This is a genomic window from Rhizobium sp. WSM1274, assembly GCF_025200775.1.
Taxonomy (GTDB): Bacteria; Pseudomonadota; Alphaproteobacteria; order Rhizobiales; family Rhizobiaceae; genus Rhizobium; species Rhizobium leguminosarum_I.
Genome location: NZ_CP104139.1, coordinates 683,987 through 707,983 on the forward strand (window position 1 = coordinate 683,987; position 23,997 = coordinate 707,983).

At 55.8% G+C, this 23,997-nt stretch carries 20 protein-coding genes and 3 pseudogenes; 9 read left to right on the forward strand and 14 right to left on the reverse strand.

Going from position 1 to position 23,997, the window contains the following annotated elements; translation table 11 throughout:
• Nucleotides 1-57 precede the first annotated feature (57 nt).
• From glmS to nodD1, 5 genes are all read right to left on the reverse strand, one after another.
• The gene (gene glmS / locus N2600_RS27345) at nt 58-1,884 is read right to left on the reverse strand and encodes a glutamine--fructose-6-phosphate transaminase (isomerizing) (RefSeq protein ID WP_131586643.1); all 1,827 of its coding nucleotides are present in this window, start codon (nt 1,882-1,884) and stop codon (nt 58-60) included.
• Between the two features lie 571 nt (nt 1,885-2,455).
• Nucleotides 2,456-3,028: a nodulation O-acetyltransferase NodL gene (gene nodL, locus N2600_RS27350; protein WP_003551796.1), complete on the reverse strand. Its 573-nt coding sequence runs from the start codon at nt 3,026-3,028 to the stop codon at nt 2,456-2,458.
• A 379-nt stretch (nt 3,029-3,407) separates the two neighbouring features.
• Nucleotides 3,408-4,619: a beta-ketoacyl-[acyl-carrier-protein] synthase family protein gene (locus tag N2600_RS27355; protein ID WP_131586641.1), complete on the reverse strand. Its 1,212-nt coding sequence runs from the start codon at nt 4,617-4,619 to the stop codon at nt 3,408-3,410.
• On the reverse strand, nt 4,620-4,898 hold the full coding sequence (locus N2600_RS27360; RefSeq protein ID WP_077988156.1) for an acyl carrier protein: 279 nt from the start codon (nt 4,896-4,898) through the stop codon (nt 4,620-4,622). It abuts the gene before it with no gap.
• Nucleotides 4,899-5,554: 656 nt separating this feature from the next.
• Nucleotides 5,555-6,487: a transcriptional regulator NodD1 gene (nodD1, locus tag N2600_RS27365; protein WP_131586639.1), complete on the reverse strand. Its 933-nt coding sequence runs from the start codon at nt 6,485-6,487 to the stop codon at nt 5,555-5,557.
• Between the two features lie 257 nt (nt 6,488-6,744).
• On the opposite strand from nodD1, the gene N2600_RS27370 reads away from it, so the two are divergent.
• From N2600_RS27370 to N2600_RS27395, 6 genes and pseudogenes are all read left to right on the forward strand, one after another.
• Entirely contained in the window at nt 6,745-7,335 is a 591-nt protein-coding gene (locus tag N2600_RS27370) for a NodA family N-acyltransferase (RefSeq protein WP_131586637.1), read from the forward strand.
• Nucleotides 7,332-7,982 carry a chitooligosaccharide deacetylase NodB gene (gene nodB, locus N2600_RS27375; RefSeq protein WP_131586635.1) on the forward strand — a complete coding sequence of 217 codons (651 nt, stop codon included), beginning with the start codon at nt 7,332-7,334 and terminating at the stop codon, nt 7,980-7,982. The genes N2600_RS27370 and nodB overlap by 4 nt, the downstream gene beginning before the upstream one ends.
• Nucleotides 7,983-8,004: 22 nt before the next feature.
• Nucleotides 8,005-9,282: a chitooligosaccharide synthase NodC gene (gene nodC / locus N2600_RS27380; RefSeq protein WP_131586633.1), complete on the forward strand. Its 1,278-nt coding sequence runs from the start codon at nt 8,005-8,007 to the stop codon at nt 9,280-9,282.
• Nucleotides 9,283-9,319: 37 nt separating this feature from the next.
• Nucleotides 9,320-10,354 carry a nodulation factor ABC transporter ATP-binding protein NodI gene (gene nodI / locus N2600_RS27385; RefSeq protein WP_131586684.1) on the forward strand — a complete coding sequence of 345 codons (1,035 nt, stop codon included), beginning with the start codon at nt 9,320-9,322 and terminating at the stop codon, nt 10,352-10,354.
• Nucleotides 10,355-10,357: 3 nt separating this feature from the next.
• Nucleotides 10,358-11,137, forward strand: a complete 780-nt coding sequence (locus N2600_RS27390; protein ID WP_168285988.1) for an ABC transporter permease — start codon at nt 10,358-10,360, stop codon at nt 11,135-11,137.
• Between the two features lie 3 nt (nt 11,138-11,140).
• Nucleotides 11,141-11,442: pseudogene (locus N2600_RS27395) on the forward strand (DUF982 domain-containing protein); the annotation flags it as partial.
• Between the two features lie 96 nt (nt 11,443-11,538).
• On the opposite strand, the pseudogene N2600_RS27400 reads toward N2600_RS27395, so the two are convergent.
• From N2600_RS27400 to N2600_RS27440, 9 genes and pseudogenes are all read right to left on the reverse strand, one after another.
• Nucleotides 11,539-12,273, reverse strand: a pseudogene (locus tag N2600_RS27400) (hypothetical protein).
• A 136-nt stretch (nt 12,274-12,409) separates the two neighbouring features.
• Nucleotides 12,410-12,616: a putative nitrogen fixation protein NifT gene (gene nifT / locus N2600_RS27405; protein ID WP_017991528.1), complete on the reverse strand. Its 207-nt coding sequence runs from the start codon at nt 12,614-12,616 to the stop codon at nt 12,410-12,412.
• A gap of 135 nt (nt 12,617-12,751) precedes the next feature.
• A complete protein-coding gene (locus N2600_RS27410; protein WP_003551816.1) occupies nt 12,752-12,946 on the reverse strand; it encodes a 4Fe-4S binding protein in 195 nt (64 codons plus the stop codon).
• 15 nt (nt 12,947-12,961) lie between these two features.
• Entirely contained in the window at nt 12,962-14,455 is a 1,494-nt protein-coding gene (nifB, locus tag N2600_RS27415; protein ID WP_131586682.1) for a nitrogenase cofactor biosynthesis protein NifB, read from the reverse strand.
• Between the two features lie 191 nt (nt 14,456-14,646).
• The gene (gene nifA, locus N2600_RS27420) at nt 14,647-16,197 is read right to left on the reverse strand and encodes a nif-specific transcriptional activator NifA (RefSeq protein ID WP_260299459.1); all 1,551 of its coding nucleotides are present in this window, start codon (nt 16,195-16,197) and stop codon (nt 14,647-14,649) included.
• Nucleotides 16,198-16,392: 195 nt separating this feature from the next.
• Nucleotides 16,393-16,689 (reverse strand): ferredoxin family protein, encoded by a 297-nt coding sequence (locus N2600_RS27425; protein ID WP_003551823.1) that lies wholly within the window; start codon nt 16,687-16,689, stop codon nt 16,393-16,395.
• A gap of 11 nt (nt 16,690-16,700) precedes the next feature.
• Nucleotides 16,701-18,008 carry an NAD(P)-binding protein gene (locus N2600_RS27430; RefSeq protein WP_260298947.1) on the reverse strand — a complete coding sequence of 436 codons (1,308 nt, stop codon included), beginning with the start codon at nt 18,006-18,008 and terminating at the stop codon, nt 16,701-16,703.
• Nucleotides 17,995-19,131 carry an electron transfer flavoprotein subunit alpha/FixB family protein gene (locus N2600_RS27435; RefSeq protein WP_003551827.1) on the reverse strand — a complete coding sequence of 379 codons (1,137 nt, stop codon included), beginning with the start codon at nt 19,129-19,131 and terminating at the stop codon, nt 17,995-17,997. Before N2600_RS27435 ends, N2600_RS27430 begins: the two co-directional genes overlap by 14 nt.
• 17 nt (nt 19,132-19,148) lie before the next feature.
• Nucleotides 19,149-20,000, reverse strand: coding sequence for an electron transfer flavoprotein subunit beta/FixA family protein (locus N2600_RS27440; RefSeq protein ID WP_131586627.1), 852 nt, complete (start codon nt 19,998-20,000; stop codon nt 19,149-19,151).
• 1,056 nt (nt 20,001-21,056) lie between these two features.
• Here N2600_RS27440 and N2600_RS27445 point away from each other — a divergent pair.
• The 3 genes and pseudogenes from N2600_RS27445 to N2600_RS27455 all read left to right on the forward strand — a co-directional run.
• Complete coding sequence (locus N2600_RS27445) at nt 21,057-21,728, forward strand: hypothetical protein (protein WP_003551831.1); 672 nt, start codon at nt 21,057-21,059, stop codon at nt 21,726-21,728.
• A gap of 3 nt (nt 21,729-21,731) precedes the next feature.
• The gene (locus N2600_RS27450) at nt 21,732-22,565 is read left to right on the forward strand and encodes a hypothetical protein (RefSeq protein ID WP_011654238.1); all 834 of its coding nucleotides are present in this window, start codon (nt 21,732-21,734) and stop codon (nt 22,563-22,565) included.
• A gap of 941 nt (nt 22,566-23,506) precedes the next feature.
• A pseudogene (locus N2600_RS27455) lies at nt 23,507-23,995 on the forward strand (IS5 family transposase); the annotation flags it as partial.
• Nucleotides 23,996-23,997: the final 2 nt, after the last annotated feature.

Consider the following 23,997-nt stretch of genomic DNA (forward strand, 5'->3'; position numbering starts at 1 on the left):
TCTGATCAAGTCGTGGATTTTCTCGGAGGCGATTTGCGATCTAACCAATCGTCACAATCATTCGACTGTGACTGATTTAGCGAGATTCCGCGGCTGGTCCACATCTGCCCCCATAACGACCGCGGTATGATACGCAAGAAGCTGCAGCGGCAGAGAAAAGATCATCGGCGCGATAATCTCCGCAACATCGGGTAATACGATAGTGTGCATGGTGGGAAGCTTTGACATCGAAGCTCCCGTCTCGTCGGTGATCAGAATGATGCGGCCGCCGCGCGCGGCCACTTCCTGCATATTGGAGACAGTTTTATCGAAGAACCGATCATGTGGCGCGATGACGATGACTGGCATATTTTCATCGATCAGGGCGATCGGACCGTGTTTTAATTCTCCTGCCGCATAACCTTCAGCATGAATATAGGAAACCTCCTTGAGCTTCAGCGCACCTTCCATGGCCAATGGGAAACTCGTGCCGCGGCCGAGATAGAGCACGTCGCGGTAATTCGACAATTCCCGTGACAAGAGGTCGATCCCCGGCTTGATGTCGTTCAGCACCTGTCGCATAACGCTCGGCAACGTCGCCAAACTTTGGACGAGCACTTGTTCCTCGTCGACTGTGATTGTGCCCCGCGCCTTGCCTGCGCCGATGGCTAACGCCGCGAGAACAGCAAGCTGGCAAGTGAATGCCTTGGTAGAAGCAACGCCGATCTCTGGCCCGGCGAGGATCCGAAAGATGGCATCTGCCTCGCGGGCAATAGTTGATTCTCGGGTATTGACGATAGCGCCTATTCTCAGACCCTGTGCTTTGCAATAGCGCAGCGATGCAAGCGTGTCAGCCGTCTCACCAGACTGAGAGATGAAGAGAGCTGCTGACCGCGGCGACAACGGGATTTCTCGATAACGGAATTCAGAGGCGACATCAATTTCAACCATTAAGCGTGCGTAGCGCTCGAACCAATATTTGCCAATCAACCCCGCAAGATATGCCGTGCCGCAGGCGGCGATCGCGAGGCTCTCAACCCCGGCGAAATCGATGTCGGTTGAAGGCGTTGTGACATGACTATCGTTGACATTGATGTAGTGACCAAGAGCACGGGCAATGACCTCCGGTTGCTCGTAGATTTCCTTCTCCATAAAGTGCCGGTGATTGCCCTTGCAGACCAGGTCGGCGGTAGCAATCGATCTGTGCCGCGGGCGCGTAACGACTTTGCCTTCGATATCGAAAACCTGGACACTCGTTTTGCCTACAACAGCCCAATCGCCATCGTTCAGATATGTGATGTCATTGGTGAACGGAGCAAGAGCGATCGCGTCGGAGCCTAGAAACATCTCACCATCGCCATGGCCTATCACTAATGGTGGTCCATTGCGCGCTACCATAATGGTCGCGGGATCATCCTCAAACAGGATGGCAAGAGCGAAGGCGCCCTTAACGCACTTCAGCATGGCATGCATGGCCTCAAGGCATCCCATGCCATCCCGACGGAATTTTGTCAGGAGATGCGCAATCACCTCGGTATCCGTGTCGGTCTGGAACTTGGCCCCTACCTCTGCCAATCCGTCCTTCAGCTCGGAGAAATTTTCGATGATGCCGTTATGAACAACGGCAACGCCATCGGCAAAATGCGGGTGTGCGTTGCATTCTGTCGGTGCGCCATGGGTCGCCCAGCGCGTGTGGGCGATGCCGACGGTGCCGCTCAGGGGCTCTTTTTTCAATCTCGTTTTAAGGTTCACGAGCTTGCCTTCTGCGCGGCGTCGGTGCAATTCTCTCTCGAAGATCGTAGCAACGCCGGCTGAATCATAGCCACGGTATTCCAGTCGCTCCAAGGCTTCGATCAGCCGCTCCGACACGGGCTTCCGTCCCACTATGCCAACAATCCCACACATGCTCGTCACCCAAGTCCCAAGAGCCCCCGACCGGTAATCAGGAAGGCGGACGCCGCTCGGTGCGTGTCCTCCAGCGGGTGCTATTAAATCCAACCAGATTAGTAAAATTGATTGTTGCGATAGCTATCATCCACGATCTGGATGTCGCGCACTCGGGTTGCGTCGGTTAGACGCTGTGGGCAGCGAACGATGCCTTCTGCAAAGTGTCGACTGATAAGCTACGCGCGGGGTGTTGGGCGCCTGCCTCTGAAAATGTTCGCGCCAACAGGAATTGCTATTTGCCGACGACATGCCGCCAATTGTCTTTCGTCGGCGCACGGACTGAAAGGCAATTCGTCTTTCTGCAGGTGAAGCGGTATGTGTCTGCGGGCTGACCCTAAGGCGTAGTTGCCGCTTTGCATGCAAACGTGATCACGAATCGGTCAGCAGGACTGCCCAGCCGCATTTGCAAAGAGGGCGTCAGAGTGAAAGTGCCGACAGTTGGAATCGAAAGGGCCATGGCGGCCAGAAGTCCGTTCGCAGAAGCAAAGAAGCTACCCCTTTACCGCCGGATTTACCCCAACGCCTGCTTTTATGATTTCGGCAAGCGTCCACCAGCCTTGACCCGAGCTGGATTTCCCATGGCCGTGCTTCCTGCAGGAACATCTCGCGTGACCACACTACCAGCGCCAATGACAGCGTGATCGCCAATTGTCACGCCCGGGAGAATGATTGCTCCACCGCCAATCCAGGCGTGCCTGCCAATGCTGACAGGTCGTCCCAACTGCAGTCCAGCCTGGCGCTGCTCTGGATCATGTGGATGGTCCGCGGTGTAAATCTGCACAGCAGGCCCTATTGCGGTTCCGTCACCGATAGTTACCGCTGCCACGTCAAGAATGACGCAGTTGTAATTGATGTAAACCCAAGCTCCGATCCGGATGTTAAACCCGTAATCGCAGTGGAACGGAGGACGAATAACCGCTCCAAGCCCGACTGCCCCCAGTCGTTCTAAAAGGAGCCCATTCCACCGCTCGGCGGAGTCGCCCAGCGTGTCATTATACCGCTTCAACCAAGCCCCGGTGAGGAGCAGCTCGGCTTGGATCTCGGGGTCCGCTGCGTTGTACATTTCGCCTGCCAGCATCTTCTCTTTTTGGCTGCGTGTCATCGTCACTTCTCACATCTTGTTCGCGGGAGGACGGTACTTGAATGCGACTACTTCGCGATCAAGCTAGCTAGCACCTGGCACGATATCGGGCGGAGGCGGAGGTGGAATTCATAGTAACACTCCTTGTTCGTGGCAGAAAGGATGAGGCGTCAACTTTAGTCGACCGGCGAGCCGAGTGAGAACTCCCGCGACGAGAATAGTCAGGCTCCAGCTCCCCCGCGACACGTGAAAGCTGAATAACGTGGCTGAGCGGAGGACCATTTTTCAGATGCGCGAGTATCTGGGGAATTGGAGCTAGATCTTGCTGACGGGAATCGGGGGTGCCTGCTTCAAGCATGTGCCGCTGGTCTTACAACGGTTAGTCGTGACGGTCTTCACTTCATTGCACCTGCTTGAACGCAAGGACAGCATTCATGCCTCCCATGGCGAAAGCGTTGCTCATGGCCACGCGCACCCTGCGCTCCCGGGGCACATTTGGCGTGATGTCCAAATCGCAATCGGGGTCTGGTTCGCGATAGTTGGCGGTCGGCGGCACGACACCTTCTTGGATCGCCATCACGCAGGCTATCATTTCGAGCGCACTTGCTGCCCCGAGGCAGTGAGCGTGAGTGGATTTGGTAGAAGAGATGGACATCGATCGAGCATGGTCACCAAAAACGCGCTTAATCGCCGTCGTTTCGATCTGATCGTTGGCCTTGGTGCCGGTGCCATGGGCGTTGAGGTAGTCTACATCCTCGGCATTTAAACCCCCATCGACAAGGCAGGCGCGCATCGCCGCCTCCGGCCCATGTACAGCTGGTGCAGCTATGTGGTAGGCATCGGCGGAAAGGCCGATGCCGGCGACCTCGGCAAGCATCGTTGCACCGCGGGCGGCAGCATGCTCATAGCTTTCCAGCACGGCCATGCCCGCACCCTCGCCTAAAACTAGTCCTTTCCTGTCGGCGGAGAATGGCCGGCAAGTATCTGGAGCGAGTACCCGCATTGCTTCCCATGCCTTAAGCACGATCCACACGAGTGGCGCGTCGCTTCCTCCAGCTAGCATAACGTCCGCCCTACCGAGCTTGATCTGATCTACCGCTGAAGCGATCGCATGGTTGGCCGAGGCGCAGGCAGAGGTGGCACCGAAGACTGGCCCCCGCAGCCCGAGGTTCATGCTTACCTGACAGGCAGCCGCGCTAGGCATTGCCTTTACCCCAGTGAATAGCTCAGTGCGGGTCGCGCCGCCCAACAGGAGGGTGCGGTAGGCCTTCTCGGTAGCGTCCCAGCCGCCAAAGCCAACGCCCACTGTCGCGCCGAAACGGTGGGCATTTCCTTCATCGCACGAAACGCCGGCCTGTCGCATGGCTTCTTTAGCTGCAAGCACGGCAAGCAGGCTGAAGCGGTCCATGGAGATGAGCTGCTTGCGATCAATGTCGTGTTGAGGCAGCACCTTGATCTCGGTCCCGATCATCCCCTTCAGCTCATGAATCTCTGAGTTTGAGATCGGTCCGATGGCGGAGCGGCCTTCGCGCATCTCCGTCCAGATAGAGGAAGCATCGGTGCCCAGTCCGCACAGTCCGCCCAATCCGGTGATAACGACGCGCCTGTCCATTCAGACCTCCTTGGTGAGCAAGCCACGGACGGCTTCCACCACGTCGCCGATATTGTTGAGGTTCGACCAGGCATCGGCCGTATTCATCTCGATCTTAATGCCGTAGATTTGCTCCAGATCCCAAAGGACATCGGCCAAACCCAGCGAATCGATGCCAAGCGAAGTCAACTCAGTGTCAGTCGTTATTTCGCCGAGCGCTACGGTCGTTCTCTCGCCGTTTTCAGCTTTGACGAGCTTATTGATCGCACTGATAATTTCCAGTGTGAGTTGATCAGCCATTTGTATTCCTTTCCATCATGCCTAATTTCGACAAGCCGACGGCCTTGCGAGAAGGCTCGATCTAATTTCTGCTAACATCGGAAGATGCTCCGGCTCGTCTGCGAAGTGACGAGAGATACCGATAAACTTACCGGAACGTCATCGCGCGGTTACCCTGCTATGGATCATACGGAATGATTGGTAAAATTGATTGTGTGGATCAAAAGCATCCACGCTATGGATTTAGCTCGGGCTTTGCCGCAGTTGAATTCATGCGCCAGCGCAGTTGCTAATCCTCGAGGAAAAGCGTGATTACGCGGTTCGAAAGCATTGAGCTTTGGCCGCTTTCCCGCGCCAGCGCGTTGTCAGTGCGGCGCAGGAAGCATGTGCGGGAGGTCGGGGAAGTCGCCGCGACGTGATGCTGGTTTTCAGCAATGAGCCGAACATAAGTGACAGGAATAAAGTTCTGATCACTTTTGCATTAAGCCAGGGAAAGCAGACAAATGGCAACTTCTCAGGTAGAAACGATCGCTCTCGGCACAATGGCTACGCTAGATGAGCTGAGGCAGCGGGGCCTGCCTGTAACGTGATGCCTCGTTTGGGGACCGAATGCATAGGTTCCAATGATCAGCGCCCATCTAACTGCTGCAGCTGTGAAATGACCCCGGCGGGGTCGCTTACGACGTACAACCTTTCATCTCAGATTCCATGCGCGAAGCCTCTTTAATCATAATCTCTCGCATCCATATGTTTCCAGGATCAGTGTTGTGAAGAGCCGGCCATTGGACAGCCTCAGTGAACGAAAGAAGTGGCAAAGGATGCTTGATGATCCGTAAGGGGATAGTTTGTTCGTAATGTTTGACCAGCCGGAGTGGGATGGTTGCTATTCGGTTGGTGCCTGCGAGCAACGGCGGGATCAAGTTAAACCCCGGCACGACGAGTTCAATACGCCTCTTGAAGCCGTGCTCCAGCAATAACCATTGCTCAACAGAAGGCTTAAGACCACGTCCGAACTTAGCCGCAACATGCCCCATGGACATATATTGCTCCAGGGAGAGCTTCGCTGGCAGCTGCTCGTTCGTAGGGCAGCCGACACACACCAGTTCCTCTTCGAAAAGCCTTGCCTTCGGATGGGCACCAGACATGAATAGATCCGGAAGGATCAGAAAATCAACATCCCCACGGCGGAGAAGCTCCTCAGGATCGTCGTCAAGTGGCAGCAACTCGAAGCTGACCCCCGGCGCCTCTCGAGCTAAGCGCAAGATGATCTTGTCGAAGAAGACCAGTGCCATGAAGTCTGAAAGGATAATTCTGAATCGGCGATCGGACTCCGCGGGGTTTATTGGATCCCATGCGATGACGGAGAGCTGAATATGCAAGAGAGCATCGCGAACAGCGGGGGCGAGTGCCTCCGCACGCGGGGTCGGAATTAGCTCCCGTCTCTGCATGATAAAAAGCTCGTCGTTGAAATAGGCGCGCAACCTGGAGATGGCAGCGCTCATGGCGGGTTGGCTGAGGTTGATGCTGCGTGCCGCTGCTGTGAGCTTGCGCTCGGTCATTAGAGCGTTGAGCGCTACAAGAAGGTTGAGATCAAGGCCTTTAAAACGCATAAGTGTATATCCATTCCATAGATGATTGCCATCCAAACAATCAATTTTACCAATCTTTCGGATCGCTTATAGAAAAGCCGGAACTTGATCAATATCAAGGCCGGGAACGAAAAATCGAAATGCCGGGCGAGGGCCCGTTTTCAATTCTTTACTTCTCCTAACCGCTCGATTGTCTAACCGACAATCCAATCGTCATGCGCAACAATCTCGCGCAGCTTTGATCGTGGCTGGGTGAAGAAACAACGTGGAGCTTTTGGATGTCTTCTGAAGTGCGGTGGAAAATATGCTGGGAAAATGAGCTGGAAGCTTCAGACCACGCGGAACTCGCTGATTTCTTTTGCAAGACCTATGGGCCGACGGGAGCTTTCAATGCCAAGCCGTTCGAGACTGGCCGAAGCTGGGGTGGTGCGAGACCCGAACGCCGCGCAATCGCATATGACTCCCGCGGCGTCGCTAGCCACATGGGCTTGTTACGCCGCTTCATAAGGGTCGGTACGACTGATTTGCTTGTGGCCGAGCTAGGCCTGTACGGAGTGCGACCGGATCTAGAAGGATTAGGCATCGCTCACTCGGTCCGCGCCATGTTTCCGGTTCTGCGCGAGTTGAGCGTTCCATTTGCTTTTGGAACAGTTCGCCACGCCATGCGGAATCATATGGAAAGGTACTGCCGAGACGGTACCGCCAATATCATGACCGGGCTGCGTGTGCGCTCCACGCTTCCAGACGCGCATTCCGACCTGCCAGCCACGCGCACTGAAGATGTCCTCGTATTGGTAGTTCCCGTCGACCGTCCGATGACGGAATGGCCTGCGGGCTCGTTGATTGAACGAAACGGGTCGGAACTATGAAGCGGCCTGCCTATATGAGCGAAGTACCGGTCAATCACACAAGCGGCCAGGAAGATCGCTGCGTTTACTTGACGTTCGATGATGGTCCTAACCCATTCTGCACGCCGCAAATCCTTGATGTTCTAGCTGAGCACTGCGTCCCGGCGACATTTTTTGCTATCGGTTCATACGTGAAGGATCACCCCGACCTCATTCGGCGTCTTGTGGCGGAAGGTCATGATGTCGCCAATCATACCATGACGCATCCCGACCTCGCCACCTGCGATCCCAAGGATGTCAAACGTGAAATAGACGAGGCGCATCAAGCTATTGTCTCGGCCTGTCCCCAAGCCTTGGTCCGGCACTTACGAGCGCCTTACGGGGTTTGGACTGAAGACGTGCTTTCAGCATCGATGAGGGCTGGACTTGGAGCCGTTCACTGGTCGGCCGACCCTAGAGACTGGTCTTGCCCGGGCGTCGACGTGATCGTTGATGAGGTGCTTGCTGCTGCTCGACCTGGGGCAATCGTGCTTTTGCACGACGGGTGTCCTCCCGATGAGGTTGAGCAATGCTCGCTTGCCGGACTGCGTGACCAGACGCTTTTAGCACTCTCTCGAATTATTCCGGCACTGCATAGCCGCGGATTCGAGATTCGTTCACTTCCCTGAAACACTGGACAAACGAGAAACCATGACCCTGCTCGCAACAACCAGCATCGCCGCCGTCTCGCTTTATGCAATGCTCTCCACCGTTTACAAGAGCGCGCAGGTCTTTCATGCTCGGCGGACAACGATCTCAACAACACCTGCGAAAGACATCAATGCCACCCCCGTGCCAAGCGTTGATGTCATTGTGCCGTGCTTTAACGAGGACCCAATCGTTCTTTCGGAATGCCTCGCGTCGCTTGCGGAGCAAGATTATGCCGGAAAATTGCGCATCTATGTAGTCGACGACGGTTCCAAAAATCGCGACGCGGTTGTGGCTCAGCGCGCTGTCTATGCAGACGATGAGAGATTCAAGTTCACAATTCTCCCTAAAAATGTGGGAAAGCGCAAAGCGCAAATCGCCGCTATAACCCAGTCCTCTGGGGACCTCATCTTGAATGTGGACTCAGACACCACGATCGCCCCCGACGTCGTCTCGAAGCTTGCCCATAAAATGCGCGATCCAGCAGTCGGTGCGGCGATGGGCCAAATGAAAGCCAGCAACCAGGCGGACACCTGGCTAACTCGCTTGATTGACATGGAGTACTGGCTTGCCTGCAATGAGGAGCGCGCGGCGCAAGCTCGCTTCGGTGCAGTTATGTGTTGCTGCGGCCCATGTGCGATGTACCGTCGGTCTGCTATGCTTTCGCTGCTTGATCAGTACGAGACGCAGCTTTATCGCGGCAAGCCGAGTGACTTCGGCGAAGATCGCCATTTGACGATTCTCATGCTGAGCGCAGGCTTTCGAACTGAGTATGTTCCGAGCGCCATCGCGGCGACAGTCGTTCCAGACACAATGGGAGTTTATCTGCGTCAACAACTACGGTGGGCACGCAGCACTTTTCGGGATACTTTGCTTGCGCTTCCCGTACTACCAGGTCTCGATCGATATCTCACGCTGGACGCAATCGGGCAAAATGTCGGCCTTCTACTTCTTGCGCTGTCGGTATTGACAGGAATTGGTCAGTTTGCGCTGACCGCCACAGTACCCTGGTGGACGATCCTGGTCATTGGATCCATGACCCTTGTACGGTGTAGCGTGGCTGCCTATCGTGCCCGCGAACTTAGGTTTCTGGGTTTTGCTCTCCACACGCTCCTGAACATCTTTCTCTTAATTCCCTTGAAGGCCTATGCCCTTTGTACCTTATCCAATAGCGCATGGCTGTCGCGCGGATCAGTCTCTACTGCGTCCGCTGTTGGTCAGCAGGGCGCTATTAAAATGCCAGGGCGGGCGACATCTGAAATTGCTTATAGTGGCGAGTGATGAACTCGTCACCGCAGCTCAAAATTTGGGACAAGAAATGAACGGGCAATTAGCGAATTTGAAGACGACGATCGCTGATCCGCACCAGGATCATATCATCCTATCGGAGCGGCAGGGCGGTTCGAAATGCAAGGCAGTGGATTGGCAGTCTGGCGCATTGTCCCCAGTTGCAATTGATTTGGCCGACGTTTCGAAGTCATATGGTGGTAAAGTTGTCGTCAATGACTTGTCGTTTACGATCGCCGCCGGAGAATGTTTTGGTCTTTTAGGGCCGAACGGCGCAGGTAAAAGTACGATCACCCGTATGATCCTAGGGATGACGTCGCCAAGTGCGGGCACGATCACTGTACTCGGAGTACAGGAACCGGGCCAAGTTCGCTTGGCACGAGCGAAAATCGGGATCGTGTCTCAGTTCGATAATCTCGACCTGGAATTCACGGTCCGCGAGAACCTTTTAGTATACGGCCGCTACTTCCGCATGAGCACCCGAGAAATCGAAACGGTCATCCCGTCGCTGCTTGAATTTGCGAGACTTGAGAGCAAGACGAATACGCGTGTGGCTGACCTATCTGGAGGGATGAAGCGGCGCCTCACTTTGGCGCGTGCGCTCATCAATGACCCGCAGCTACTCATTTTGGACGAGCCGACCACTGGCCTCGACCCACACGCGCGACACTTGATCTGGGAACGACTTCGATCGCTGTTGGCACAAGGCAAGACAATTCTTCTGACCACCCATATCATGGAAGAGGCTGAGCGGTTGTGCGACCGGCTGTGCGTGCTTGAAGCGGGGCGAAAGATCGCCGAAGGACGACCGCATGCCCTGATCGAGGAGCAGATTGGCTGTCCCGTGATCGAAATTTATGGTGGCGATCCGCAGGAGCTTAGTCTTTTGATCAGGCCGAATGCTAGGCGACTGGAGATCAGCGGAGAGACCCTGTTCTGCTACACGCCTGATCCAGAGCAGGTGCGCGCGCAACTGCGTAGATATTCGGGCCTGCGCTTGCTGGAGCGTCCACCAAATCTAGAGGATGTCTTCTTGCGGTTAACCGGACGCGAGATGGAGAAGTAGACGATGGGCGTAGCAACATTACCCGCCGGCGGTTTAAACTGGCTCGCAGTTTGGCGCAGAAACTATCTGGCTTGGAAAAAAGCGGCGCTGGCATCCATTCTCGGAAATCTAGCCGATCCCATAATATACCTATTCGGGCTCGGCGCTGGATTGGGAGTGATGGTAGGGCGCGTTGACGGCGTATCGTACACTGCATTTTTGGCGGCCGGAATGATCGCGACAAGCGCGATGACTGCTGCAACCTTCGAGACTATCTATGCGGCCTTTGGCCGAATGCAGGGCCAGCGCACCTGGGAAGCAATGTTGTACACACAGCTCACGCTAGGGGATATAGTCGTTGGGGAAATGGCATGGGCGGCAACTAAGGCGGCGCTGGCGGGCACCGGAATTGGTATCGTCGCCGCCACGCTGGGGTACACACACTGGTTGTGCCTTCTCTATGCGCTTCCGGTCATCGCTCTAACTGGCTTAGCCTTTGCGAGCCTTGGAATGGTCGTAACGGCCCTCGCGCCCAGCTACGATTACTTCATATTTTACCAAACCCTTGTCATCACACCGATGTTGTTTTTGTCAGGCGCAGTCTTTCCTATAGACCAATTGCCCGTAGCATTCCAACAGATAGCGGCCTTCCTGCCCTTGGCACATTCGATAGATGTTATCCGCCCGACGATGCTGGGCCAACCAATCGCCAATGTCTGCCTGCATATCGGCGTTCTCTGCATCTACATAGTCGTACCATTCCTCGTGTCGACCGCATTGCTTCGGCGGCGACTAATGCGGTGATGAATGCCACCTCACATCATCATCAGCACTCACGCCGGTTGGGGGCGAGGCCTGGCATCCCGCAAGATCGCATGGACGCTGGGCGACACGGCGCGTCTTCTGATCAACGCATGGCCTTGCGATGACGGCGAGGAATACGTGGTTGCTATCAAAGCTAGCGTCGACGCATTGAGCGGGAAGATTGCCTCGGCAACAATTCCCCGAATCGCTTCTGCGTGCGGCCAATGAGGCGGGTATCGCCCGCTCTTTCGCTCGTCCAGCAGGGAGTTGGAGAGCGACCACCGAATCTGCCTCAAGCGTGCAAAGATAGTCCGAATTTCAAGGACTATCCGCTTTTCGGCGTCATGTTTGCACCGAGAACCTGCACATCTGGCTGGACCCCGACCCGCCACTCCTTCTCATCAGGTCGCCTCGAGAACCATGTTGAGGGGCGTGGGCTGAGCGCCGGACATGAGTGAAACCGCCCGACCGGATCACCTCCGTCAATCGCTTCTCTCCCGGTTGCGCACCAAGCGCGAGCCCTGTCTCTTGTGCGATGGAGGTCGGAACGCAGATCATCGTCGAGGCTGAGTAGTAAAGCAGTAAAGCCCCTCAACCGGATTGATGTTTTCTCCGTCGGCAACCGTAGCACCGGTTTTCCACTTGTCGATCACACCATCGAGCCCCGGCAGCCACTCCAGGACGAGGGCATCGACGTAACCAGGGCGGAACAGCCGCGCGACGGCGCAGAACATGCAGCCAGCTTGGTCGCCCCAGGCAACCCCCGGCCGTTTTTGAAGGCGGCTTGCAGTTGGTTCTCGACCATCGCGGCAGCCGTATCGAACGCGCCAATCAGGTCGACCGGGCTGCCCGGCTCGGCGAACACGTGGGCCCGCTCGGGTGCCAGCGAGAACAATCCTCGCTCATGGTGCACACAGCCTGAGGCGGCCCGTGCCGCCAGCCACTCCCGCACATAACGAGTGCGCATCCGAGGCATCGGCAAGTTCGTCGGCCTTCACCGGCCCGACTGCCTTCAGCGTCCTGTATAGCCCGTGAGCATCTCCGATCCGCACCAGCGGCACGCTGACAGCTCCGCCAATATCGCTAAGGATGGGGACCACGGGGTCCTTGAGCGTTGTTTCGTTGAATTGCATCATATCGGATTCCTGCTGATTTACGGGCGGCCTCTTGCCGATGGCCGCCCTCAAGGGATCGGGAACTCGATGCCCTCTATTTGGGTTGTATGCCCGCTTGCGCTTGGCATCGACGCTCATCTATCAACCTGCGCACGCCCTAACTGGATAGCCTCCTCGCGTCGACAGTAACGGGCAGGCGCCTGTTCTGCGATAGGTCGGGGAGGGCTATCCGCCATCCATTCTTCAGCAAAATAAAGCCGCCCCATAGGTTTTTGTGTTCAACCGAAATGATCGGTTCCTCAAGGTCTTTCTTGTGAATATAGGCCGATAAACCGACGTCAGTTCTGCTGATTGTCACTCTCATGCATGTCCCTTCTCGCTGCGGCGGCTTTGGAGCTCCGGAATTCGAGCGCTATCAAAGCCTGCTATTTTAGTACGACATATGCGCAGGCCGATATCTCCGTTGTGGCTCTGTCTTTGCGCTTTAGTCCGGTGGCGATCAGGCAGGGACGCAGGTCTTCGGCATCGGACACACCGAAGCGCATTGTTGCGTGTCAAACTCACCCCTGCACTCGGTACATTTTTTTGGATCCACAACATATCCCTCACCTTTGAAACTGATCGCATCTGAGGGACATTCAAATTCGCAAGCGCCGCACTGGGTGCATTGGGATACAATGATCTTGAAGGCCATGTTTTAGCTCCTGATTCAATTAGAGGGGCCTAAAGCCGTCGGCATTGCCGGTTTGCCGCCAAACTCGGCGGCGTATAGCGCGCCAATCGCAGTCTCGATGTAATCATAGGAAAATGCGTCACTGGCTCGCACGCCAGTTTCTGCCAACCGCTTCTTTGGGCAATCGCCGATTTTGGAAGAAAGCAGAATGTCGATGCCGTCGAGTGCAACGATGGTGTGATCGAGAGTGGCCTTCTCGCCTATACCACCGAGGCAATACTGCTCGACCTTGCGGTGTCCCACCAAGTTGATCCCCTTTCGTGAGACTGCATACACTTGGAGTTCCCTTGCCTGACCGAAATGTTCGTTGATCCGGCCGCCACCTTTAGTCGCCACGGCAACTGCAAGGGTTCCCGAAGAACCCAGTGACTTGACTGCTTTGTTCGCGTCCAATTTTGCTGCCAGTTGATCCCCTCGCTCATGCTGGACCAGCTTGCGATAGGCCTCGCGCTTGCTGGTGTCGAATTCAACTTTGGTGGAGATCTGGTCGAGGGCAAACTCTCGCTCGCGATCATCGCCCAGCAAACCGATGGCGTCGGCCCGGCACTGTTGGCAGTGTCGCATAAGCTTAACGTTGCCATCGAGACAGTCTTGAAGTGCCTTCAGTTCGAACGGCTCCGGGCAACGCTGACCCGTAAGACCGTAATAAGTACCATGTGAACGCTTGGAAATCAGGGGCACCACATTGTGCATGAAAGCCCCGCGGTCTCTAATCCATCGGTTAACTTCCACGAGGTGCGTGTCATTGACGCCTGGAATCATAACCGAATTGATCTTGGTGAGAATGCCGCGTTTGGTCAGCATTTCCAAACCCAGCATTTGGCGCTTGTGAAGGATCCTGGCACCTTCTATCCCAGTGTATCGACGATGCCTGTGGAGTATCCATGGATAGATCTTCGCCCCGACTTCCGGATCCACCATGTTGATAGTGATCGTCACGTGATCGACGTTCATGTCAGCTAGCTCATCGACATGGTCCGGAAGCGCCAACCCATTTGTCGAGATACATAGTTTGATGTCAGGAATTTCCCTGGCAACTCCTTCAAACGTCGCTACTGTTTTCCTCCAGTCGTAACAAGCGTCGCCCGGTCCGGCGACGCCGACTACCGAAAGCTCCGGCACTTTGCGGGCGACGGCAAGCACCTTGCGTAGTGCCTGGTCGGGAGTTAGCTTTACTGATGCGACCCCGGGACGGCTTTCGTTGGTGCAGTCATATTTGCGATTGCAGTAGTTGCACTGGATGTTACAGGCTGGCGCGACCGCGACATGCATGCGAGCGAAATAGTGATGGGCTTGCTCTGAAAAGCAGGGATGGTCTTTGATTCTCTCCCAGATCCGCGCATCTATGTCATCCGTCACCGAAAGGCCATGGGACGAAGATGCGCGGCCACCGGGCATAGCGGGAGCCATCGGCGCCCGGTCGAAGAGAGCACTGCTGGTCGTCCCGACCTTTATTTCCGGTTCCGACATCGCATTGTTCCATTGGTGAGGAAAGGTTAAACCTCCAAAAGCAAGATAGATTCCGGTCGACATGTCGCCTTTACCGCCCGTTTCCGCGCTCGCTGTCGTAGATGTTTTGTAGCAATCAAGGCAGGATCGCGCCCGAAGTCGCTTCTCCAGCAACCAACCAAAGCTTACGATGTTCTTGACATCGCTCACCTTCACTCTTTGATCACATCGATACCAAACCGGCTCAGCGCATAGCCGACCTGCCGCGGCGTTTTACCCAGAATACGAGCCGCTTTGGCCTGTACCCAACCAGCCTTCACCATTGCCTTGATCAGCCGATCACGCTCAGTGAGACCCGGCGCCTCGATTGTGGCTGCGGAACCGCTAGGAGTACCTGCGTTGGCCCCCAGTCCGCCTAACATTGTATCTCGCGGGTTGAGACTATGCACCGGGTAGTCGTCGGGGGCGTCTTTCCAGAGGAGCGCTGAAGAACACTGGTCTTGCTGACAGGCAAAATCTGATGAAGCGATGGTATTTGAACTGGCGAGAGTTGCGGTCCTTTGTACGCAGTTGTCCAGCTCGCGAACATTGCCGGGGAAGGCGCATTTCGACAAAATGCCTATTGCCGACGGCGCGAAGTCGAAATTTCGATCATTTGACTTGTTGAATTGCTCGAGGAACACTTGCGCTAGAAGCGAAATGTCTCCGTCGCGCTGCCGAAGTGGCGGCAAAATGATGGGCACCACATTGATCCGGTAATAGAGGTCGGCTCTGAACTCCCCTCGAAGGACGGCCACTTCAAGGTCCTTGTTGGTGGCGCATATAACTCGAACGTCTACTTTCAATGTCTTCGTTCCGCCGAGACGTTCGAATTCGCCTTCCTGTAACACGCGCAATAACTTTGCCTGGAATTGTGGTGATACATCGCCAATTTCATCAAGCAACAGCGTTCCGCCATTGGCCAGTTCGAAACGTCCAGCTCGTTGAAGCAGAGCGCCAGTGAAAGCGCCCTTCTCATGGCCAAACAATTCGGATTCCAGAACGGTCTCCGACAGCGCGGCGCAATTCAACTTAATAAACGCCTTGCTTTTCCGTATCGATAACGCGTGTATTGCTCTTGCAAAGCATTCCTTGCCAGTGCCGCTCTCTCCTCTCAAGAGCACCGCGGAGTTCGTCGCGGCCACGATCTTGGCCGTCGCTAATACCCTCTTGAGCGCGGGGCTTTCCCCGACGATCCAGTCGATTTTATCGAGTTGGGTGGGATGAGGCTTCGGCCCGATTTTCGGAATCTGTCCTGCTTGTTGTTCCTCGGCGACTGAGCCGCCATCGCTGCACAATTCGCGATAGCGCTGGCAGGTTAAGCCGATCAGGACGGCAATCATTGCCAGAAGGGTTTCGTCCTGATCTCCGCTTTTCTGCGCGAAATCAATCCACAATGCGCCGATTGTCTTCCGGTTTACTTTAACGGGGAGAACGACAGAATTTTTCCCAAAGTGCTTCTCTCCGCTAGCGATGACACGATTTATTGTGTCCGCCTGTTCAATCGTAAGCGAACGTGAGCGAACGTCGTGCCCAATGGGAGCCCGTACGTTTATCCAGGGCTCTCCTCCGGAGCCGTGAATCACGATTCCGCCATCGCGCAATCGCAGATGCTCGACGAGGGCGTTCATCGCAGCCTTCAGCACGTTGTCTAGAGGAAAAGAAGAGATAAGCTCTTTGGATATGTCGTAGAGTATATGGAGCCGCGCCTCTGGTTTAATCATGCCTACAAACAGGGGAGGGTGCACTGTTTTTTTCCCTGGTGCGCGAAATATGCTAAACGCATATTCCTAAGTCAAAATCGTGTTCCCGGCGGCATAGAAAATTTGCCTTTCGAAAGGTTGAGTGGATGCACATTCAATCGCCGCCGCTAACGCAGCTGCATCGGTCGCTGCTATCCCGCCGGAGGTAGGGACTCCTCATCCGAATTTGAAGAGGACCCCGAACCCGCCCCGGGGATAATTCCACTTTATGTCCCCACTCGCTTCGCATAACACTCTGCATGTGCCGCATTCCAAGCAGCCATCGGGAACAATCGCCACCTGACCAATTTCGTTCACCTCGTAACATTTGGCCGGACAGATTTGCGTCAAGGCGAGCAGGTTCGGGCTTGGCGACCGGTGCGGTCGCACTGTTATATGCGGACGTCCAGTGTCGACGAGATATCGGTTTTGGTACAGCTTGTCCTCAATGCGCTCAATGATGGTCGCCTTCATCGAATTTTCCTTTAACGCCAAGATGCGGCGGAGCGGACCGCGTCGCTAATCAACCCCCAACGGGATCGTGCCTTGATAAAGGAGGCAGCTGTAGCCTTCTCCCTGTTGATTTTAGGTGCACCGTCGACGCGCACAAAATTTTGCGCTGCTTGAGATATAAGCGTTGGATAGGTCATGAAAAAATTGTGACTGTCGGTGTGGAGGAGGCTTGGAAGATCTTTGTGTTTGATCAGGTCTTTCATGACGAACGACTTGTCCAGTATGCCCTTATAGAGAGAGAGATTGCGTTTCGTCATCAGACCGCCACGGCTCTTTATCTGGAAGATCGCTTCACCCGCCATGAGGCCGGATGTCATCGCAAGGTTCGATCCCTCCCTATGCACGGTATTGTTTAGTTGCGCCGCGTCGCCCACGACGACCCACCCGTTGCCAAAGAGCGGAGGGATTGCCTTGAAGCCGCCCTCAGGAATAAGATGCGCGGCGTATTCTTTGATCTCTGATCCGGCCAGTAATGGTCGGATCGAGGGATGTTGCTTGAAGGCTTCAAGGATGCGGTACGGATTTTCCATGCCTTCCGCTAAACCGGAGACGAGGCAGCCGATCCCCAACGAGATTGACTCCTTGTTGGTATAAAGGAAGCCCAGTCCGGCCATTCCGCGTGAGATCGTGCCGCCGGCTTCGATCACACAGCCTTCGCTACCGCTGAGGCCGAAGCGCTCTGCGATCACCTCTTCCGGCATGAAATGCATTTCCTTGACAGCGAGGGCCACATTTTCTGGCTTCGGCATATCGCGTAAGCCGGCTCGTGTTCCAAGCAGTCCGTTCACGCCCTCGGCAAGAACGACCACGTCCGCGAGGATCACACCGCCCTCTCGGTCCGTGTGAACGCCTATTACTTTACCGCTCAGATCCCAAGCGAGTCTGGTCGCTGTCGTTTCACAAAGGACTGTGCCACCCGCCTCGCGCACCTTGCGTGAGAACCATTTGTCAAACTGGGCGCGGATGATCGTATACCGGTTTGGCTTCAGTTCATTGAAGTCATCAGAGCGATAGTGCACGCCCGTGTGCGACGAGTCATCCATTAGCCAGAATCGTTGCTCGACTAGATGCCGTTCAAGAGGAGCGTCATCGCGGAAGTTTGGGATAATCGCCTCCAACATGTTGGCGTACAATATAGCCCCTTGAACATTCTTAGAGCCCGAATGTTCTCCGCGCTCCAGCTGCAGCACTTTTAGACCGCGACTAGCCATCGAATAGGCTGCTGCGTTGCCGGACATACCGGCACCAATCACGATCGCGTCGAACTTACTCTTGGTCATCTAGCCTTCCTCGGTCCATACCCTTGATAGAGTTGTGCGGTGGCATTCGCTTGGCGAAAGCTTCTGTCAACGCCGGCAAGAACTCCAGCGCGCAAGCGACAACGCCGATGTGGGCGAAGTCAAAGATCGGAGCGTTCTGGTCGAGGTTGATAGCGACAATCAGATCGGCTCCTTCGACTCCAACGCGATGCTGGACCGCGCCAGATATTCCCGCCGCGATGTAGAGCTTGGGTCTAATGGTATGGCCGGACTGACCAATTTGTCGATCAGCAGGCATCCAGCCTTTTTGGACCAGTGGGCGCGAGCACCCGACACCCCCGCCGATCGTCGTTGCCAGGTTTCTCAAGTATTGCAGGTTTCCTGCAGCGCCGAGGCCGAGACCGCCCCCGATCACGATGTCGGAGTTGGCCAGATCGGATTGCTCAGACCCGCTGTTACAAAGGAACGCGAGCACTTTGGTGACGATCTCCTCCTCAACCATTAGGAGTTGATGTTGGATAACGCGTCCAATTGGCTTATCCGCACGTTGCGGCGTCGCCATGACCCTGGACCGCACCGTTGCCATTTGCGGCCGGCTGGTCAGCGTGTAGATCGTGCACAACAAGGACCCGCCGAAAGTTGGCCGCGTCGCTGCGAGTGAACCATCTCCATCAACATCCAGCTCGGTGCAATCAGCCGTAAGCCCTGTTTGTAAGGTCGTTGCTACAGCACCGGCGAGGTCGCGGCCGAGCGTGGTCGCGCCGAGAAGGAGAATTTCTGGTTTGTGAGTAGTGACCAGATCCGTCAAAGCCTTGGTGAAGGGTTCGTTTCGATAGTCGGCGAGGAGGGGCGACTCTACCAGATAGGCGACATCAGCTCCGTAAGCGAAGGCCTCTTCGATCGCAGGCTTGGTGCCCACGCCTTCAGACGAACCGAGGATTACCCCGGCCAGTTGGACACCCAGCTTGTCAGCTAGTCTGCGGCCTTCGCCGAGGAGTTCAATCGATACGGGATGAACATTGCCGCGCTCAAGTTCCATGAAGACCCAGACGTGCCGGTGATCTTCGAAACACTTAAGCAGCTTTTTCCCTGAGCTGGCGCGGCCGACCGCATTTGCCGGCGTTTCATTTTTTCTAGCGACCAAAATCTACTCCTCGCTGCTCACCGATTGCCATGGGACGTGAGCTTGCGTTCCAAAACAGGCTGGCAGGCAAAAATTGCAGCGACCGTGTCCGCGGCGACCTCCGCCAATGTTTTGTCGTTAATGTCCATTTGCATAGCTTTTTCGGCGCGCGGACCAGGGGCGAATACTCGCTTCACGACCGTCGGCGATCCCCTTAGGCCGCATTTGGTCAACTCCCCAATGCCGGCGTCAGCGGCCCCCCATTTAAGAACCGGGCTTCGCGCGGCACGGAAGGCGTCATCGAGAGAGCCCCGGCGGATAGCATTGACACCTTCCAGCACGGTGATGAGACATGGAAACGTGCTCTTCAGCATCTGCGTGCCGCTCTCCGCGTGCCGTTCAACCATGAGCTCGCGCGAAGTGGGATCAATGGAGACAATCTTCGTTACGTAAGTCAGTTGCTGGAGGTTCAGCCTCTTTGCAATTCCGGGTCCGACCTGGGCCGTGTCGCCGTCAATTGTCTGCTTTCCCGTAAAGACGATATCAGGCGCCCCGTAGCTCTCGCCAATCTTCCCTACTGCTTGAGAAAGAGCATACGACGTCGCCAGCGTGTCAGATCCAGCAAAGAGGCGGTCGGTCAGAAGCACTGCGCGATCTGCGCCGTGGGTAAGGGCTTTGCGTAGCGCTTGCTCAGCCATGGGCGGTCCCATCGTGAGAACGGTCACCTCGCCCCCATAGCGGTCACGAACTTGAAGTGCCTCTTCGAGAGCAAACAGGTCGTAAGGGTTAATGATGGTCGGTACGCCTTGGCGCATTATCGTATTTGTCACCGGGTGGACGCGTATCTGCGCAGAGTCCGGCACTTGTTTGATACAGACCACGATGTGCATAGTCGTTTAAGCTCCCCAATCGGATTCGGGCTTCAGGGACCCGGCTAACTCTGAGCACTGCTCGTGCCAATAAAGTTGCGCCGGTAAGCCTTCGAGATTGCACATGTTTCGTTGTCGCTATGCGAAGGGGTTTTGTAGGGTTGCCGACATGTCGTGTCGCAATCCGCCCCGGAGGGGCGGTTCGATAGCCTTCAGGTCGGACAAGTCCATGATAGCTGCGCCACGAGTTGGAAGATTTCAACGCCGAATAATCTCCCGGGAGATATCACGGGGACTGAAGCTCTGGTGCGGTGGGCGTGTATCGCGCTTCGGTTTGCCGTTGATAATCTGACTAGCGACACCGTATGCGCGATCAGAAGCACAGCGATCGAGAAAATAACGCTGCGGGCGCCTAGTGAGGCTTGGACAAGCGGTTTAGCTGATGTTGCGGGCGTGAACAGGATGATTGCCAGAAGCGTCGAGTAACCCTTGCTGGAAATATCAATCGAAAGCCGTCCATAAAAGCTGCTGCAGCGCGTCGAGGTCTTGGCTTTTCTCCGCCTCAATCGTTACATCAACGCCGTTCTGATCGGTTGGGCGAGCTACCGCATAACCAAAGCCGAAGCCACTTGATCTGACGCGCCTTACTGCTGAGCCAGCGCCAGCTTGTGGTCCTTCAGACGCATACAACAATTTGCGACATTGTCATCACCTTTGTCGTTTACGTGACAAGCGTTCCTGTTCTCAATCGCGCATTTTGCGCCCACATAACTGGAATCGCAGTAAATTATTGTTCGTCATCTCTATCGGCCTGCTTGGCACGAATCTTGTGAGCTATTGCGACGCAGCGGAACGGCTTTCGCATCCGCGTTGCGGGATAACCGCATCGGTTCGAACACGTGGAGGAAAATAAATGAGAAGGAGGATCGGGTGCGGCATTTAACACCCCACAGCACCTGAAACGTGTCGCAGATCAAACAACAGGAACGAAACATGCCACGCCGACCAGCCGTGAGTATCTCACAAATCGACTGTTGCACGTAAGTGCAAAATCCCTCAGGCAGAAGGGTTGCCGACATGTCTACAATGCTGACCATCAACGTGAAAAATTGCGAACCCCAGACGCAAACCTTCTACTTCTTCCAGCAGCCGGCCATTTATACCGGCGGGGGGCGAGTCTATTCGAATAGCCTTTTCTCGCAATCGCTCGGCAACTATGACAACACGGGCGCGATCCTGACCTTCCAGGTTAACCTGCAATATTATGCCGGCATCCAGCCGGCGAACACACCGCCGCAAATCGGCGCCTCTTCCGGCTACTCGTCAGCCAGCCGCGCCATCGATCTTGCTACGAGTTCCGGTAGCAGCGGCAAACCGAACGATTGGACGACCGCGACGGTTAATCCGCTCGGACTATCCTCGCCGATCTACGGGGAGGGTGTGCAGCCTGGCGCCTTCCGCATCACCACGCCGGTCTTCAACGCGCCGCCCTATTTCAATGTCGGCTCGGCGGTTGCCGTCAATGGCGGCATCGTGCTCTCCAACTTCGTGCAGGCAAACCCTGCCAGCAATACCGATTGCCAGCCGATCCTTAAATATTATGTCCAGACCGGCGCCTACACGCCAGGTGTCGTGATGAACTTCACGCAATCGAGCGTGAACGCGGCGCTTTCCGATTTCACCGGCGGCTATTCCGTCTGCAACGTCAGCCTGAAATCTGACGGCACCTGGACCACGCAGCTCCAGTAAGCCTTGGCACCCATGCAGGTGAAGAACCGTCCCCTCTTCACCTGCGCACCATCCTCGCGGTTGCCGCCGCCGCCCGGGCGCGGACAGGCTGGATCTCTAAGGGGATTGTCACACGCAATGACCAGTTCGTCCTACCAGATCATCGTTCGGAACTTTTCGCAGACGACGCAATATTTCTATGTGTTCCAGAAGCAGGCCGCATTTCCGTTGCTGCCGAGCCCTGGTCTCGTCTTCAGCGGCAGTCTCGGCTGCCAAAGCATCGGCAATTACGCAAGTTCGGGAGCGCAAGTCAATTTCGGTTTGGACAGTCAGGTCTATGCAGGTGCATTCAGCACCAAACAGGCGGCGTCGCCCTCGCAGCTGATCGCGCTTCTCTCGCTCAATGCCGCCACACTATCCGTGGTCGGTAGCACATCGGCGTTCCGACCGGTTACGCTCACCACGGTTGACGGTTCGCCGGACAACTGCACGACCTTGACGCTCGATCCGCTCGGACTTTCCGCGCCCGCCAATCAAGCCGGAATTGCGATCGGAGGGTTTGGCATGAACGTGCCTTCCTATACCCCGTTGCCGCATCCCGAACTCTATTGCGGCGTCGTCGCCCTGAACAACAATCAGGCGGTTATACTCTCGAGCTTTGTCGCTCCTGTCCCCAACGCCGTCATGAACTGCATACCGAAGCAGATCTTTTTCGTGAAGATGGGCTACCAGCCGGTCGGAAGCACCGTCGCTTATGACGAGAGCAACTCGGCATGCTGCGATTTCACCATGGGCTACGCGGCCTACACCGTGACTTACAAAGCTGACGGAACCTTTTCGGCGACAGGAGGACCATAGACCCAGAGATCCGGATCATCACTGACGCTTGAGCAAGCCAATAAACCCTTGAACAAAAGGAATATAGCAACGTTACGTATTACATTGAAATCCACTGGCCAAACAGCACGTCGCGGTAAAATCGCTGCCGGGCTGCCATTGCCACCGTCTCTATCCTCGCAACAGCGCTGCCCGACGCGGCACAACTCGTATTTTCGTCCGATTGCCGGAACGACCAGGCCATTGCGGTCGCACCGCCGAACGATGCGATCCTGTTCACCAAGCAGCCGGTGCCCCATCCGAATGGAACGGCCTCCGTCTTTGCGATCGTCGGAGCGGACACCTATGTCATTCCGGCTGGGGCCAACTCCTGCATCGTCGCCGCACCTCCCGCCGATGAATTACTGCTTCATTGTCCGTAACGACAACACGATCGACGGCGTCGGTTTTGCCGCCATTCGAAATCCGGGCGGCCTGACCGCCTGCCAGTAAGGGGTTTCCTACACCCACAATTCTCTTCTGGTCTTGCGCGAAGGTTGAGGCGGAAAGTCGAATATCCACCTCCGCCCGCTGTCGCGCGCTCGTCACCCTGAGGCCCCAATTCTGCACGCTACGAAGCAATCGGCGGATGAAAGAAACTGCAGCTAATCAGCAGTTCATAGGCGGTGGCCGGCGTGCATGTAATCTTGCCTGCTCCGAGGGTCTTGTTGACGGCGGCCGCGACAGCGGCCTCCGTCGGTCAACCAGCCCTTCGTCATGCGCGCCGCCCAGACGCTGACGATTTGCATTCCCGCCAGCATTGGGCGGCCATAAAGCTTAGAATAGAATAAAGCTGGCAGTGATTTGAGTAAAAGTTCTCATAAGAACATTGTAAGGATCTCTAAGAGCCTGACCGAAAAAGAGTTGAGTGAAATCAGCCAGTTGTGGTTCTGTTTGTTTGCTTAGGACGAACGGAGACCACAATGGGCTGGACTGATTTCACCCGTCGCCAATATGCCCGACGCGCAATGCGGTATGCAAGCGATTTGACGGACCGGGAATGGGGATTGATCTCGCCTTGCCTGCCCGAACCGAGGCGACTGGGCAGGCCGCGTAGCACCGATCTTCGCGAGGTCGTGAATGCGTTGCTTTACATCGCCACGACTGGGTGCCAATGGCGGATGATGCCCAAGGATTTTCCGCCTTTTACAACGGTGCAGTCCTATTTCTATGAATGGCGAGAACAGGGTTATGGGTCGGATCAACCATCATCTTGTGATGGAGGCGCGTGAATTGGAAGGCCGGGAAGCCTCGCCGTCTGCGGGCGTGATCGACAGTCAAAGGTAAAAACCACGGAAAGCGGCGGCATTTCGGGCTATGACGCGGGCAAGAAGATTAAGGGACGCAAGCGTCATATCGTCGTCGACACGCTTGGACTGATGGTCGGCCTGGTGGTTCACAGCGCCGATATTCT